This window comes from Pelomonas caseinilytica (assembly GCF_021353235.1).
Classification (GTDB): Bacteria; Pseudomonadota; Gammaproteobacteria; order Burkholderiales; family Burkholderiaceae_C; genus Pelomonas; species Pelomonas caseinilytica.
Genome location: NZ_JAJTWT010000007.1, coordinates 215,283 through 229,353 on the forward strand (window position 1 = coordinate 215,283; position 14,071 = coordinate 229,353).

Sequence of the window (14,071 nt, forward strand, 5' to 3'; positions counted from 1 at the left end):
CCTGAAGGAAGCCTGCCGCCATGAAGCGCCGAGATTTTTCCGCCCTGCTCGCCACCGCGCCGCTCGCGGCAGTCACCGACCTGGCCTTCGCCCAGGGCGACGGCCGCACCTTCCAGGTGCTGCCCCAGGCCCTGCCCACCACGCCGGGCAAGATCGAGGTGGTCGAGTTCTTCTGGTACGGCTGCCCGCACTGCTACGTGTTCGAGCCGGCCATCGAGGCCTGGTCGCGCCAGTTGCCGGCCGACGTGGCCTTCCGCAAGGTGCACGTGGCCTTTCGCGCCAACATCAAGATCCACCAGCGCATGTTCTACGCGCTCGAAGCCCTGGGCAAGGAAGCCGCCACCCGCCCGGCCATCTTCAATGCCATGCACCAGCAGGGCCTGGCGCTGGACGACCCGCAGAGCCAGGCCAAGTTCCTGAGCCCGCTGGGCATCGACCCCGGCAAGTACCAGGAGGCCTACAACTCCTTCGGCGTGGTGACCAAGTGCAAGCAGGCCGAGAAGCTGTCCGAGGCCTACCGCATCGACGGCGTGCCCACACTCGGCATCGGCGGCCGCTTCCTGACCTCGCCCAGCATGGCCGGCGGCGGCCAGCGCATGAGCGAGGTCGAACTCGGGCAGAAGGCCCTGCAGGTGGCCGACCAGCTCATCCAGCGCGTGCGGAGCAAGACGTGAGGCGCCGCGACGCCGCCCTGACCCTGGCCGCGGCCGCCTGGCTGCCTTCGGCCCGCGCCCAGGGCGGCCCGGTAGAAGGCCGGCAATACGCCCGGCTGACCCAGCCCTTGCCCGGCGAGCCGGGCAAGGTCGAAGTCGTCGAGTTCTTCTTCTACCTCTGCCCGCACTGCTTCGCCTTCGACCCGCTGCTGGAGGCCTGGGTGCACCAGCTGCCCGCCGACGTGAGCTTCCGCCGCGTGCCGCTGGGCGGCACCAAGCTGCACCAGCTGCACCAGCGCATGTTCTACACGCTGCAGGCCATGAACGCCCTGACGCCGCAGGTCCACAGCGGCATCTTCAACGCCATCCACCGCGACCGCGTCGAACTGGCCGACGAAGCCTCCATCGTCGCCCTGATGGGGCGGCTGGGCGTCGACACCGCCAAGTTCAAGTCGACGTTCAACTCCTTCGCCATCGCGCCCAAGATGGCCCAGGGCCCCAAGCTGGCGGAGCTCGCCGGTGTCGAGACCGTCCCGGCCCTTGTCATCGGCGGGCGCTACCGCACCAGCCCGAGCAGCGCCGGCACGCCGGGGCAGAGCGAGCAGGTGCATGGCCAGCAGGCCATTGCCGTCGCGGATTTCCTGGTCAAGTTGTCACGCGGGAAAGGCTGAACGGAGCGGCGCGCGCCTAGAATGGCCTGCAACTTCCGTGCCGCCATGCTCCAGCGCCTGCCCCTCCTGATCGCCCTCGCCCTCGCCGCCGGCCCCGCGCTGGCGGAAAAGGGTGACCGGGCCAAGCCCATGGTCTTCACGGCCGACAAGCAGGGCCGGCTCGACGCCGTCAACCAGCGCACCGAGCTGATCGGCAACGTCATCATCACCCAGGGCAGCCTGACGCTGCGCGCCGAGCAGGTGGACGTGCGCGCCACCCCCGACGGCTACTACCAGGCCTTCGCCCACGGCGCGGCGGGCCGTCCGGTGAACTTCCGCCAGGCGCGGGACCTGCCCGGAGAAGCCATCGAGGGTGTGGCCGACCAGCTCGAATACGACACCAAGACCGAAACGGTGCGCTTCATCGGCAACGCCACGGTCCGCCGCACCCGCGGCACCACCGTGGCGGACGAAGTCACCGGCGCCGTCATCGTCTACAACAGCCGCACCGAGGTGTTTGCCCTGGAAGGCGGCCAGGCCTCGCCCAATCCCAGCGGCCGGGTGCGCATGGTGCTGATGCCGCGCCAAGTGCCGGAAAGCCCCGCCTCGGGGGCCGCGTCGGCGCCGTCGGCGCTGCCCCTGCAGCCTTCCACCACGATCACGCCACCGCGCAAGGGCTCATGAACGCCGCGACCGAAGCGAGCCGCACCGCCGCGGAGTGCGGCAGCCGCCTCGAAGCCGAGGGGCTGGCCAAGACCTACGGCGTGCGCAAGGTCGTCAAGGACGTGCACGTGCGCGTCGACTGCGGCGAGGTCGTGGGCCTGCTCGGCCCCAACGGCGCGGGCAAGACGACCAGCTTCTACATGATCGTCGGCCTGGTGCGCTCGGATGCCGGCGTCATCCGCATCGACGGGGCCGAGGTGCAGCGCCTACCCATCCACGCCCGCGCGCGGCTCGGCCTGAGCTACCTGCCCCAGGAAGCCTCCATCTTCCGCAAGCTCACCGTCGAGCAGAACATCCGCGCGGTGCTGGAGCTGCAGCAGGACGAGCGCGGCAAGGCCCTGTCCCGCGGCCGCATCGACGAGCTGCTCAACGGCCTGCTGCACGACCTCTCCATCGAGGGCCTGCGCGACAGCCCGGCGCCCGCGTTGTCGGGCGGCGAGCGCCGGCGCGTGGAGATCGCCCGCGCCCTGGCCACGCAGCCACGCTTCATCCTGCTGGACGAACCCTTCGCCGGCGTGGACCCCATCGCAGTGCTGGAGATCCAGCGCATCATCGGCTTCCTGAAGAGCCGCGGCATCGGCGTGCTCATCACGGACCACAACGTCCGCGAGACCCTGGGCATCTGCGACCGCGCCTACATCATCAGCGAGGGTGCCGTGCTCGCCGAAGGCACGCCCGACGAGATCGTGGCCAACGCCGACGTGCGCAAGGTCTATCTCGGCGAAAACTTCCGGATGTAGAGGTCTGCATGAAACAGACCCTCCAGGTCCGCCTCAGCCAGCACCTGGCGCTGACGCCCCAGTTGCAGCAGTCCATCCGGCTGCTGCAGCTGTCGACGCTGGAGCTGCACCAGGAGGTCGAGCAGATGCTGGCCAGCAACCCGCTGCTCGAGACGGAGGAGGAATTCACCGTCAGCACGCCCGAGCTGGCGGCCAATGCGCCGGCTGAAAGCGGCACCGAGGCGTCGGCCGGGGAGTCGGACAGCGGCGGCGAGGTGGCCGAAGCGCCCGAACTGAGCGCCGAGGACTTCGGCGGCACCGAGCGCGAGGACTGGGAGAACGGCACCGAGCGCGACGACTTCGACGGCATCCGCGAGCTGCCGAGCAGCAGCGCGGGCGGCAGCGACGAGGACGGCGAGCGCGAGAGCCAGGAGTCCGCCGAGACGACGCTGGCCGAGCACCTAATCCAGCAACTGGCTGGCCTCAGCCTCTCGCCCGAGGACCGCGCGGCGGTGCAGGTGCTCATCGAATCCCTGAACGAGGACGGCTACCTCGAGGACTCGCTGGAGGAGATTGCCACCGCCCTGGCCGGCGACGACGCCGAGGCCCACGAGGAGCTGCTGGACCACCTGCGCATCGCCCTGCGCCTGCTGCAGAGCCTGGAGCCGGCGGGCATCGCCGCCAGCGACCTGTCCGAGTGCCTGGTGCTGCAGTTGCGCGCCCTGTCCCCGGCCCGCTGCGGCCCCGCGCAGGCGGTCGCCATCCAGATCTGCAAGGGTCATCTCGAACTGCTGGCCCGGCGCGACATGCGCCGCCTGATGGCCGAGACCGGTGCCGACGAGGCCCTGCTGCGCGAGGCGCAAGGCCTCATCACCCAGCTCGAGCCCAAGCCGGGGCGGCGCTTCTCGGCCGGCGCCGCGGCGGCCATCGTGCCCGACGTCATCGTGCGCAAGGCGGGCCGCGAATTCCGCGTGCTGCTCAACCCCGAGGTGGCGCCCAAGCTGCGCATCAACGAGCTCTATGCCAACGCGCTGCGGGCCACGCGCGGCGGCATCAGCAATTCACCGCTGGGCGGCCAGCTGCAGGAGGCGCGCTGGTTCATCAAGAACATCCAGCAGCGCTTCGACACCATCCTGCGTGTCAGCCAGGCCATCGTCGAGCGCCAGCGCGGCTTCTTCACCCATGGCGAGCTGGCGATGAAGCCCCTGGTGCTGCGCGAGATCGCCGACGAACTCGGCCTGCACGAGTCCACCATCTCGCGGGTGACGACGGCCAAGTACATGGCCACGCCCTGGGGCACCTTCGAGCTGAAGTACTTCTTCGGCTCGGGCCTGTCCACCGAGGCCGGCGGCGAGGCGTCCAGTACCGCGGTGCGCGCCCTGATCAAGCAGTTCGTCGCCGCCGAGGACGTGAAGAAGCCCCTGTCCGACAGCGCCCTGGCCGCCATGCTGGAGGAGCAGGGCATCCAGTGCGCGCGCCGCACGGTGGCCAAGTACCGCGAGGCGATGAAGATCGCCCCGGCCAATCTGCGCAAGGCGCTGTAGCCGGACTCACCCCACGGCCAGGGCGGCCTTGCGCCATTCCCGCGGCGACTGCCCCGTGTGCGCGCGGAAGGCGCGCGACAGCGCCGCCTCGCCGCCATAGCCCACGTCCGCCGCGATGTGCTTGAGCGCCCGTCCCTGGCGCAGGCCCTTCTGCACGAGGCCGATGCGCCAGCGCTGCAGGTAGGCGCCCGGCGTGCAGCCCACCACGTCGCGGAAGGTGTTGGCGAAGACGGTGCGGGACATGCCGGCCGCCTCGGCCAGCGCCTCCAGCGGCCAATCGCGCTGCGGCGCCTCATGCAGGGCCACAAGGGCGCCGCGCAGCCGCGGGTGGGCCAGGCCGGCCAGCATGCCGGAGTCCACCCGGCCCTGGGCCATCAGCTCGCGCACCACCCAGATCAGCAGCACCTCGAAAAGCCGGTCCAGCATGAGCTGCCGCCCACAGTGCTCGGCCTGGGCTTCGGCGAAGAGCAGGGCCAGCACCGGCTCGCAGCTCGGCACCGCCGCCAGCGGCAGGCAGATCCAGTCGGGCAGGGCCGCGGCGATGGGGTGGCTGGCGCCGCCCTCGAAGGCCATGTGGGCGCAGAGGAACTGCGCGCCCTGGCCGGCTTCCGTGACGAAGCGGTGCGCCAGCGGGCGCGGGTAGAGCAGCAGGCTGGGCTCGCCGATGCGCAGCGGCTCGGCCGCACCGTGGTGCACCTCGACGCCGCCCTCGCGCACGAGATGCAGTTGGCCGCGGCCCGCCTGCGGTTCCAGGCTGTTGACGCCGCACAGCGGCCCCGCCTGGAAGGTCTCGGCCCGCACGGCGAAGTGCGCGAAAAGGGCGGCGAGTCGGTCGGCCATGGATTTGTACTAAATGCAAAGTTACACGTACTTTACAGCACATCTGGTACTGACTCGCCGGGCACAGTTCGTCCTGTCGCAAGACAGCCCCGCCACCCTATGGAGATCACCATGAACGCCCTCACCCGCATCGCCCTCGCTGCTTCCATCGCCCTCGGTGGCGTGGCGGCCCAGACGACGGCTTCGGCCGCGCCCGCCGCCTCGGCTGCCGCCATCGCCAGCCCCTTCGTCGCCGCTGACGACGGCACGCCCCTCTACGTGAAGGACTGGGGCCCCGCGGACGGCCAAGTCGTCGTCTTCAGCCACGGCTGGCCGCTGAACGCGGACAGCTGGGAGTCGCAGATGCAGTTCCTGGCCGAGCGCGGCTACCGCGTCATCGCCCACGACCGCCGGGGCCATGGCCGTTCGGGCCAGCCCTGGGCGGGCAACACCATGGACCAGTACGCCGACGACCTCGACGCCGTGCTGCGCGCCAAGGGCGTGAAGCGCGCGACGCTGGTGGGCTTCTCCACCGGCGGCGGCGAGGTGGCCCGCTACATCGGCCGCCACGGCACGGCTCGCGTGGCCAAGCTGGTCCTGGTGAGCGCCGTGACACCCATCATGGGCAGCACGCCCACCCACCCCGAAGGCGTCCCCACCGCCGTGTTCGACAGCCTGCGCAAGGCGTCGCTGGACAACCGCGCCCAGCTCTACAAGGACATCGCCAGCGGCCCCTTCTTCGGCTTCAACCGCCCCGGTGCCCAGCCCTCCGCGGGCCTCGTCGACAGCTTCTACGTGCAGGGCATGCAGGCGGGCGCCAAGGCCACCTACGACAGCATCGAGGCCTTCTTCCATTCCGACTTCCGCGACGACCTGAAGAAGGTCGACGTGCCGACGCTGGTCATCCACGGTACGGACGACCAGATCGTGCCCATCGACGTGACCGGCCGCGCGACAGCCCGGCTCGTCAAGGGCGCGCGCCTGATCGAATACGCCGGTGGCCCCCACGGCATCACCGACACCCACAAGGACCGCCTGAACCAGGATCTGCTGGACTTCATCCGCCAGTGAGCCCCGGCCCCGCCGCCGGCCGCGGCCGGCGGTGACTCAGTTAAGCATTCCGCGTTCGCGGCACGCACGACGCATGAAACGGGCGTATTGCGGGCCGAGTGCTGGGGCCGGACACGCGCCGCGTTCAGCGCGCGGGGTGGGCCGGGGGCCGTTTCACATCAGCGCGTCGTGCCCCGGCGCACCAGGTTCACGATGGCCAGCAGCACGATGGCGCCGAGCAGCGAGACGACCAAGCCGGGGAGGCTGAAATCGTTGCTGTTGATCGTGCCGGTCCCCAGCATGGGCGCCAGGAACCAGCCGCCGATCATGGCGCCGACGATGCCGACCACCACGTTCAGGATCACGCCCTGCTGGGCATCGGTCTTCATGACCAGGCTGGCGACCCAGCCGATGAGCCCGCCTACGATGAGCCAAATAATCAAGTTCATACCGATCTCCTTTTGAATGGGAAGGAACACGCTTGCAGGCGGCCGAGGCGTCGTGCCCGCCAACCGCCCTGCGGCAAGCGGCGATCCCGGCCGGCGTGAGCTGACCCGCGGCGCCCCCGCGTGCCGGCACGGCGACAATGCGCCCGTGAGCCTGCCCAACAAGTTGTCCCTCTTCGTGTCCTGCCCCGGCGGCGTCGAGCCGCTGCTGGAGGAGGAGCTCAAGCGCTTTCTGCCGCCTGGCGTGCGCAGCAAGGTCCAGGCCCTGCGCGGCGGCTGCGGCCTGCTCGGCAGCGCCGAAGACGTGATGCGCATCAACCTGGAGAGCCGGCTGGCGCAGCGGGTGCTGGTGGAGCTGATCGAGGGCCCCTACCGCCACGAGGACGACCTCTACGCCCTCGCCCGCCGCGTCGACTGGCGCGACTGGCTGACGCCGCGGCACACGCTGCGCGTGGACACGACGGCCCAGCGCTCGCCGCTCAAGAGCCTGAACTTCGCCGCCCTGCGCATCAAGGACGCCGTCTGCGACCAGGTCCGCGAGCACACCGGCGAGCGGCCCAGTGTGGACACCCAGCGCCCCGACCTGCCCATCGTGCTGCACCTCGGCCCCGAGCGCGCGGCTCTCTACGTCGACACCTCGGGCGAGCCGCTGTTCAAGCGCGGCTGGCGCATCGACAAGGGCGACGCGCCGCTGAAGGAGACCCTGGCCGCCGCCATGCTCGCCGCGGCCGGCTGGCGCGGCACGGCGGAACAGGGCGGCGCCCTGCACGACCCCTGCTGCGGCTCGGGCACCATCCCCATCGAGGCCGCGCTGATCGCCTGCGACGCCGCGCCGGGCCTGCAGCGCCGCTTCGCCTTCGAGCACCAGTTGCCCTTCGCCACCGGCCCCATGAAGGCCGCCTGGGGCGAGATGGCCCAGGCGGCGCGCGCCCGCATCCACCCGCCGGCCGTGCCCATCTTTGCCAGCGACGTGGCCTTCCGCATGGTCGACTTCGCGCGGCGCAATGCCGAGCGTGCCGGCGTGGCCCAGTACATCCAGTTCAACGGCGGCGACGCCCTGGAGCGCCCGGCGCCCACGCTGCCCGAGGGCATGCCCGGCAGCATCGTCATGAACCCGCCCTACGGCGAACGCATCGAAGTACGCGGCAAGGCCGCGATGACGCGCGACGCGGGCGGCAGCGAGCAAAGGGATGCCGGCGACGACTTCTTCCCGCGGCTGGCCGCGCACTGGAAGCGGCAATACACCCAGAACCCCGCCGGCTGGACGGCCTGGATGCTGAGCCCCGACATGAAGCTGCCCGGCCGGATGCGGCTGAAGGAATCGCGGCGCGTCCCGATGTGGAACGGCCCCATCGAGTGCCGGCTGTTCCGCTTCGATCTCGTCAAGGGCTCGGCCCGCAAGCCGGCCGGCGAAGACGATGCGGCGTGAGCTGGCGGCGGGCCTGCTGGCCCTCGCGGCCGCGGCCGGCGCCGTCGCGGCGCCACCCTGCATCCTGGTGTTCGGCCAGGGCCGCAACCCGCCGGCCGCCGGCGCGCCCGACTGGGACGAGCTGAACGCGCGGTTCAACGCCGCCGTCGCCGAGGCGCTCGAGGCTCCCGGCCGCCGCACCGTGGCCTTGACCGCATCGGCCGCGCAGATCGACCCGGCGTCGGCCGGCCTGGCCTTGCTGCAGCAGGCCGACGCGGCGGGCTGCATCACCCTGGCGGAAACCACCGTCTTCACCGACGGGCAGGACACCCTGGTGCTGAGGCTGCGCGTCTACCCCCTGCTGCCGCAGTTCGACGGCGGCCGCATCGCCGGCCTGCGCATCGGCGCACCCCTCTTCGTCACGCAGCGCGAGCTCGCCATGGCGACGCTGGCCCGGCTGCAGCCCGAGCGCCTGGCCGCGCAGATGGCGGCCGAATACCTTCAGCACGACCGGCGCTGAGCGGCGGCCTGCCAGGCCAGGGCCGCGGCGCACAGGCCGATGGGCACCAGGCTGGCCCAGTTCATCCAGGCCCATCCGCCCGTGGTGACGAGGGCACCGGAGGAGAACGAGGTCAGCGTCATGGTCGCGTAGACGCCGGTGTCCAGCAGCCCCTGGGCGCGCGTCTTCTCCTCGGGCCGGTAGGCCTGGGTGAAGAGCGTCGTGCCGCCGATGTAGAGGAAATTCCAGCCCACGCCGAGCATCAGCAGCGCGCCCATGAAGTGCTCCAGGTCCTGGCCGGAGAGCGCCAATGCCACGCAGCCGAGGTTGAGCGCCACGCCCACCGCCATCACCGGCAGCACGCCGGCCCGGCGGATCAGCGGGCCGGTGAAGAAGCTGGGCACGAACATGCCCAGCACATGCCACTGCAGCACGCGGCTCGCGTCGGCGAAGGGCAGGCCGCACTGCCCCATGGCGATGGGCGTGGCGGCCATGAGCAGGTTCATGACGCCGTAACCGAGCGCGCTCGCCGCCAGGGCGACGATGAAGACCGGCTGGCGCGCGATCTCCGCGCTCGGCCGGCCGCCCGACCCGGCGGCCGGCCGGGGCAGCGGCGGGAATTCGATCAGCGAGATGAGCAGCAGGCCGGCGAGCGCCACGCCCATCAGCAGCAGGTAGGCACCGGCGAACGGCACCGTCAGCAGGTTGCGGCTTTCGCGCGCCAGCAGCGGCCCGAGCACCGCGCCGAGGCAGCCGCCGGCCAGCACCCAGGAGATGGCCGCCTCGCGCTTGTCGGCGGCGACCAGCTCGGTCGCGGCGAAGCGGTAGAGGGCGGCATTGGCGTTGTAGTAGCCGGCCACCAGCGTCGCCAGCACCACGCCCCAGAAGTGGCCGCCGGTCACGCTCCACAGCGCGATGGCGCAGCTGGCCAGGGCCACGCACAGGCCGATCTGGAAGGCCCGCCTGCGTCCGAAGCGCAGCTGGTGCCGCCCGACGAGCCGGGCCATGACCGCGCCGCCGGCCACGTAGGCGCAGATGGGCAGGGTGGCCATCCACGGCCGGGGTGCCAGCGCCAGGCCCACCAGGCCGTTGATGGCCATGAAGCAGATGTTGTTCGTCAGGAACAGGCCCTGGGCCAGGACCAGCCAGGCGAGCCGGCGGTTCATGCCGACAGCGCCAGCCAGGCGAGGACGGCCAGCGGTGCGGTGTCCGCACGCAGGATGCGGGGACCGAGGGTGACGGCAGCGAAGCCGCGCTCGCGGGCGGCGCCCTCCTCCGCGTCGCTCAGCCCGCCCTCCGGGCCGCTGAGGAAGACGGCGCTCGCCCCCGGCGCCGCGGCAGCCAGCGGCACCGTGGCCCGCGGGCTCAGCAGGCCGCGCCATTCGCCACCGGCCGGCGCGGGCAGCGCGGCGAGCCAGGCCGGCAAAGGCTGGACGGGCTCGACACGCATCGGCACCGTGCGACCGGACTGTTCGGCCGCCGCAATGGCCACGGACTGCCAGTGGGCGCGCTTCTTGTCGGCACGCTCGCCGGCCAGCCGCAGCACCGAGCGCTCTGACACCAAGGGCTGCAGCACCGCGGCGCCGAGCTCGGTCGCCTTCTCGACGAGGAAATCCATGCGGTCGTTGGCCGGCATGACGACGGCCAGCGTGACGCGGCGCGCCAGTTCGCGCTGCGGACTTTCGGCCGTGACGAGGCTCACGCGGACCTCGCTGCGGCCCATCGCCGTCACCTCGGCCCGCCATTCCGGGCCGCTGCCGTCGAAGAGGGTGAGGGCGTCGCCCGGCTGCAGACGCAGCACCTGCACGTGGCGGGCCGCGCCCGGCGGCAGGGTGATCTCGCCCGGGGCGGTCAGCGGGGCATCGACGAAGAAGCGGGGCAAGGCAGGGAGCGGGGCAGCGGCGGGGCCGCCAGTGTCCCAGATCAGCGCAGGCCCAGGGCCTCGCGCACGGCGGCGGCAGCGGCCTCGCCCTTGGCCTTCTGAACGCGCTCGACGAGCTGCAGCGCCAGGGCCTGCAGGGCCGCGAGGCTGTCGGCCCGCTCCACCTCCAGGGCGAAGGCATAGCCCTTGAAGGGGCCGAGCAGCTTGGTCGCCTCACCGCTCAGATAGGTGTAGAGCGCCGCGCGGTCCAGCAGCGGCGAGCCGGCCGGCGGCGCCTGCGCGGCGGCGGGCGCCGGTGCAGGCGCCGATGGCGCTGCCGGAGCGCTGGCCGGCGCCGGCGCCGCGGCAGGCGCCACGGGCAGCGGCTGGCCGCCCGCGCTTTGCGGCGCGATCAGGCCGTGCTGGCGCAGCGTCTCGAGGTCGGCCTGTGTCGCACCGGCCACGAGGCGCAGCCAGTCGCCTGCCGGCTTGGTGGCGTCGAGCACGAGCAGCAGGTTGCGCGCGGCCCGCGACAACGGCAAGGCTCGCGCGCGAATCTCGGCGCGGCCGGCGTCGGTTTTGGAATGCAACAGGTCGAGCACGGTGTCGGGGGTTCAGGCCGCGGATGCCAGCAGGCCGCCGCGGCTCGGGTCAGAGAGGCGCTTTCAGCTCTTGTCCCGCAACTCCCTGCGCAGGATCTTGCCGACCGGCGTCTTGGGCAGCTCGGTGCGGAACTCCACGAGCTTGGGGCGTTTGTAGCCGGTCAGGTTGGCTTCGCAATAGGACCGCACATCGGCCTCGGTGATATTCGGGTCTTTCTTCACGATGACGACCTTCACCGCTTCGCCGGCCTTGGCGTCCGGAACGCCGACGGCGGCGCACTCGAGCACGCCGGGCATCTGGGTGATGACGTCCTCGACCTCGTTCGGATACACGTTGAAACCGCTCACGAGGATCATGTCCTTCTTGCGGTCGACGATCTTGAAGTAACCGCGTTCATCGACGGTGCCGATGTCGCCCGTGCGGAAGAAGCCGTCGGCCGTCATGACCTTGGCCGTCTCGTCGGGGCGCTGCCAGTAGCCGGCCATGACCTGCGGGCCCTTGATGGCGATCTCGCCCGGCTGGCCCATCGGCACCTCGCGGCCGTCGTCGTCGAGCAGCTTGAGCTCGGTCAGCGGCATGGGCAGGCCGATGGTGCCGCTGTAGGCGTCGCTATCGGTCGGGTTGCAGCTGGCCGAGGGCGAGGTCTCGGACAGGCCGTAGCCCTCGACGATGGGGCAGCCGGTCTTCTCGAGCCAAAGCTTGGCCGTGGCCTGCTGCACGGCCATGCCGCCGCCCACCGAGATCACGAGATGGCTCCAGTCCACGGTGTTGAAGTCCGGGTGGTTGGCCATGGCCATGAAGAGGGTGTTGACGGCCGGAAAGCTGTGGAAGCGATGGCCCTGCAGTTCCTTGAACACGGCCGGCAGGTCGCGCGGATTGGGGATCAGCACGTTGGCGCCGCCCATGTGCATGGACAGCATCATGTTCGTGTTGAAGCCGAAGATGTGATACAGCGGCAACGCGCAGATCGTCGTGACCTGCTCGCCCTTGTGGATCTTCTTGAGCGCCGGCTGGTACCAGGCTTCGCTTTGCAGGATGTTGGCGACGAGGTTGCGGTGCAGCAGCACGGCGCCCTTGGAGACGCCCGTCGTGCCGCCGGTGTACTGCAGCACGGCGATGTCGTCCGGCCCCAGCTTGGGCGCCTTGTAGGTGAGGCTGCGGCCCTTGGAGAGGGCGTCGTTGAAGCGCACGGCGCCGGGCAGCTCGAAGGCCGGCACCATCTTCTTCACCTTGCGCACGACATAGTTGACGATCATTCCCTTGGCGAAGCCCAGCATGTCGCCCATGGCGGCGAGGATGACGTGCTTGGTCGGCACGTGCTGGATGACCTGCTGCAGCACCGAGGCGAAGTTCTCGATGATGACGATGGCCTTGGCGCCGGAGTCCTTGAGCTGGTGCTCCAGCTCGCGCGGCGTGTACAGCGGGTTGACGTTGACGACCACATAACCGGCCCGCAGCACGGCAGCGACGGCGACCGGGTACTGGAAGAGGTTGGGCATCATCAGGGCGACGCGGTCGCCCTTCTCCAGGCCCAGGCCCTGCAGATAGGCCGCCAGCGCCCGCGAGGCTTCGTCCACCTGGGCGAAGCTCACGCTCTTGCCCATCATGTGGTAGGCCGGCTTGGCGGCGTTCTTCTTGAACGAGGTGTCGAGCAGATCCACCAGGCTGGGGTAGAGCGCCACATCGATGTCGCGCGGCACCTCGGCCGGGTAATGCTTCAGCCAGATCGGCTCCATGGCCATGTCTCCTTTTTGCTTGCAGGATTCTGACCGATGGCTGACGCGGTTCAGGTCAGGGGATTCGATATCAGGCTGGCGGTGAACCTTGGAAAGCGCTGCCCGTCACCTGCGGGGCGGCGGCTTCGGCCAGCGAAGCGTCGACGGCCTCGCGGTGAAAGAGATCCAGATACGGTTGGTAGCGCCATTGACGGTTGCGTCCAAACCCGGTGACTTCGCGCAACCAGCCGCGCGACTCGAAGTCGGTCAGCAGCTTCAGCGCAGTCGGGAAGCTGCATTGCAGCCACTGCGCGGCGCGTGGCGCGGAGACGCTGGGCTGCACCAGCAGCCTGTCCAACAGGGCGAGTGCACGGGCGTTCTTGGCGACGGCGCCACGGTGGGTTTCGCGCATCTGCACGATGTCGCGGGCGGTCTGCGTGGCGGCGCGGGCCGTCTGGCTGACGCCGCGCAGGAAGAAGGCGACCCAGGGTTCCCAATGACCTTGGCTTCGGATGGCAGTGAGTCGGTCGTAGTACTCGGCGCGGTGTGTCTTGAGGAATAGCGAGAGGTAGAGCAGCGGCCGAGCGAGCGCCCCCTCAGCACACAGCAGCAGCGTGATGAGAAGGCGCCCGACGCGGCCGTTGCCATCGAGAAAGGGATGGATGGTCTCGAACTGGGCATGCACGAGCGCGCAGCGCACCAGCAATGGAAGCTCGGCGCGGCTGTCATGCATGAAGCGCTCGAGCTGCCCGAGGGCCGGCATGACCTCCTGCGGTGGCGGTGGAATGAAGGCGGCGGTGCGCAAGCTGCTGCCGACGCCGCCGATCCAGTTCTGGCTGGTACGGAACTCGCCCGGAGACTTGTCACTGCCGCGCACGCCCTGCATCAGCTCCGCATGGATCTCGCGCAGCAGTCGCAAGGACAGCGGCAACTCCGCCAGCCGTGCGAGACCGTGGTTCATGGCCCGCACGTAATTGACCACCTCTCCGACATCCTTGGGTGTGCCAGCCTCGACGGCGTCCGCTTCGAAGGCCAGCACGTCTTCCAGCGTGCTCTGCGTGCCCTCGATCTGCGAGGACAGCACAGCCTCATGCCGCACATACATGGCGACGAAGAGGTCGGGGTTGGGCAGCAGCGTGGCCAGGGCATCCAGCCGCCCCAGGTCGCGATCGGCCTGGGACAGCAGGGCCTGCAGCGGGCCGTCGATCAGCAGCGGCGGATCAGGCGGCAGCGGCGCCGGCACGAAGGCACGGTAGCCGGTGGACTGCCGGACCCAACGACCGGCGCGCTGGGGTTGGTCGGCCATGCATCAGCCTCAGAACTTTGAACATGTGGGCCAAATTAAACATCATGTTTAATCTAACGGCGCATTTGTTTAACA

Annotated in this window: 15 protein-coding genes; 8 read left to right on the forward strand and 7 right to left on the reverse strand. The window is 70.4% G+C overall.

Annotated elements, in window-relative coordinates:
* The first annotated feature begins 20 nt into the window (after positions 1 to 20).
* The 5 genes from LXT12_RS17780 to LXT12_RS17800 are packed head-to-tail and all read left to right on the forward strand — an operon-like array spanning position 21 to position 4,289.
* Positions 21 to 674, forward strand: coding sequence for a thiol:disulfide interchange protein DsbA/DsbL (locus LXT12_RS17780; protein WP_233393622.1), 654 nt, complete (start codon positions 21 to 23; stop codon positions 672 to 674).
* Complete coding sequence (locus LXT12_RS17785; protein ID WP_233393623.1) at positions 671 to 1,324, forward strand: thiol:disulfide interchange protein DsbA/DsbL; 654 nt, start codon at positions 671 to 673, stop codon at positions 1,322 to 1,324. Before LXT12_RS17780 ends, LXT12_RS17785 begins: the two co-directional genes overlap by 4 nt.
* A gap of 21 nt (positions 1,325 to 1,345) precedes the next feature.
* Positions 1,346 to 1,987 carry a lipopolysaccharide transport periplasmic protein LptA gene (gene lptA / locus LXT12_RS17790; protein ID WP_233393624.1) on the forward strand — a complete coding sequence of 214 codons (642 nt, stop codon included), beginning with the start codon at positions 1,346 to 1,348 and terminating at the stop codon, positions 1,985 to 1,987.
* Complete coding sequence (gene lptB / locus LXT12_RS17795; protein WP_233393625.1) at positions 1,984 to 2,766, forward strand: LPS export ABC transporter ATP-binding protein; 783 nt, start codon at positions 1,984 to 1,986, stop codon at positions 2,764 to 2,766. Before lptA ends, lptB begins: the two co-directional genes overlap by 4 nt.
* 8 nt (positions 2,767 to 2,774) lie before the next feature.
* Entirely contained in the window at positions 2,775 to 4,289 is a 1,515-nt protein-coding gene (locus tag LXT12_RS17800; protein ID WP_233393626.1) for an RNA polymerase factor sigma-54, read from the forward strand.
* 6 nt (positions 4,290 to 4,295) lie between these two features.
* Here LXT12_RS17800 and LXT12_RS17805 read toward each other — a convergent pair whose 3' ends face one another.
* Positions 4,296 to 5,129, reverse strand: a complete 834-nt coding sequence (locus tag LXT12_RS17805; protein ID WP_233393627.1) for an AraC family transcriptional regulator — start codon at positions 5,127 to 5,129, stop codon at positions 4,296 to 4,298.
* Between the two features lie 111 nt (positions 5,130 to 5,240).
* Here LXT12_RS17805 and LXT12_RS17810 point away from each other — a divergent pair, with 111 nt between their 5' ends.
* Complete coding sequence (locus tag LXT12_RS17810; RefSeq protein ID WP_233393628.1) at positions 5,241 to 6,179, forward strand: alpha/beta fold hydrolase; 939 nt, start codon at positions 5,241 to 5,243, stop codon at positions 6,177 to 6,179.
* A 158-nt stretch (positions 6,180 to 6,337) separates the two neighbouring features.
* Here the strand turns inward: LXT12_RS17810 and LXT12_RS17815 are convergent, their stop codons facing one another.
* Positions 6,338 to 6,607, reverse strand: coding sequence for a GlsB/YeaQ/YmgE family stress response membrane protein (locus LXT12_RS17815; RefSeq protein WP_233393629.1), 270 nt, complete (start codon positions 6,605 to 6,607; stop codon positions 6,338 to 6,340).
* A 145-nt stretch (positions 6,608 to 6,752) separates the two neighbouring features.
* Here LXT12_RS17815 and LXT12_RS17820 point away from each other — a divergent pair, with 145 nt between their 5' ends.
* Positions 6,753 to 8,033: a THUMP domain-containing class I SAM-dependent RNA methyltransferase gene (locus LXT12_RS17820; RefSeq protein WP_233393630.1), complete on the forward strand. Its 1,281-nt coding sequence runs from the start codon at positions 6,753 to 6,755 to the stop codon at positions 8,031 to 8,033.
* Positions 8,023 to 8,532, forward strand: a complete 510-nt coding sequence (locus LXT12_RS17825) for a hypothetical protein (RefSeq protein WP_233393631.1) — start codon at positions 8,023 to 8,025, stop codon at positions 8,530 to 8,532. Before LXT12_RS17820 ends, LXT12_RS17825 begins: the two co-directional genes overlap by 11 nt.
* On the opposite strand, the gene LXT12_RS17830 is transcribed toward LXT12_RS17825, so the two are convergent.
* The 5 genes from LXT12_RS17830 to LXT12_RS17850 form a co-directional block, all read right to left on the reverse strand.
* Positions 8,514 to 9,677 (reverse strand): MFS transporter, encoded by a 1,164-nt coding sequence (locus LXT12_RS17830; protein WP_233393632.1) that lies wholly within the window; start codon positions 9,675 to 9,677, stop codon positions 8,514 to 8,516. The genes LXT12_RS17825 and LXT12_RS17830 overlap by 19 nt on opposite strands.
* Entirely contained in the window at positions 9,674 to 10,393 is a 720-nt protein-coding gene (locus tag LXT12_RS17835; RefSeq protein ID WP_233393633.1) for a 16S rRNA (uracil(1498)-N(3))-methyltransferase, read from the reverse strand. Before LXT12_RS17835 ends, LXT12_RS17830 begins: the two co-directional genes overlap by 4 nt.
* Before the next feature lie 41 nt (positions 10,394 to 10,434).
* A complete protein-coding gene (locus LXT12_RS17840) occupies positions 10,435 to 10,962 on the reverse strand; it encodes a hypothetical protein (protein ID WP_233393634.1) in 528 nt (175 codons plus the stop codon).
* Positions 10,963 to 11,037: 75 nt separating this feature from the next.
* Positions 11,038 to 12,711, reverse strand: coding sequence for a long-chain-fatty-acid--CoA ligase (locus tag LXT12_RS17845; RefSeq protein WP_233393635.1), 1,674 nt, complete (start codon positions 12,709 to 12,711; stop codon positions 11,038 to 11,040).
* A gap of 70 nt (positions 12,712 to 12,781) precedes the next feature.
* Positions 12,782 to 13,996: a Fic family protein gene (locus tag LXT12_RS17850; RefSeq protein WP_233393636.1), complete on the reverse strand. Its 1,215-nt coding sequence runs from the start codon at positions 13,994 to 13,996 to the stop codon at positions 12,782 to 12,784.
* Positions 13,997 to 14,071: the final 75 nt, after the last annotated feature.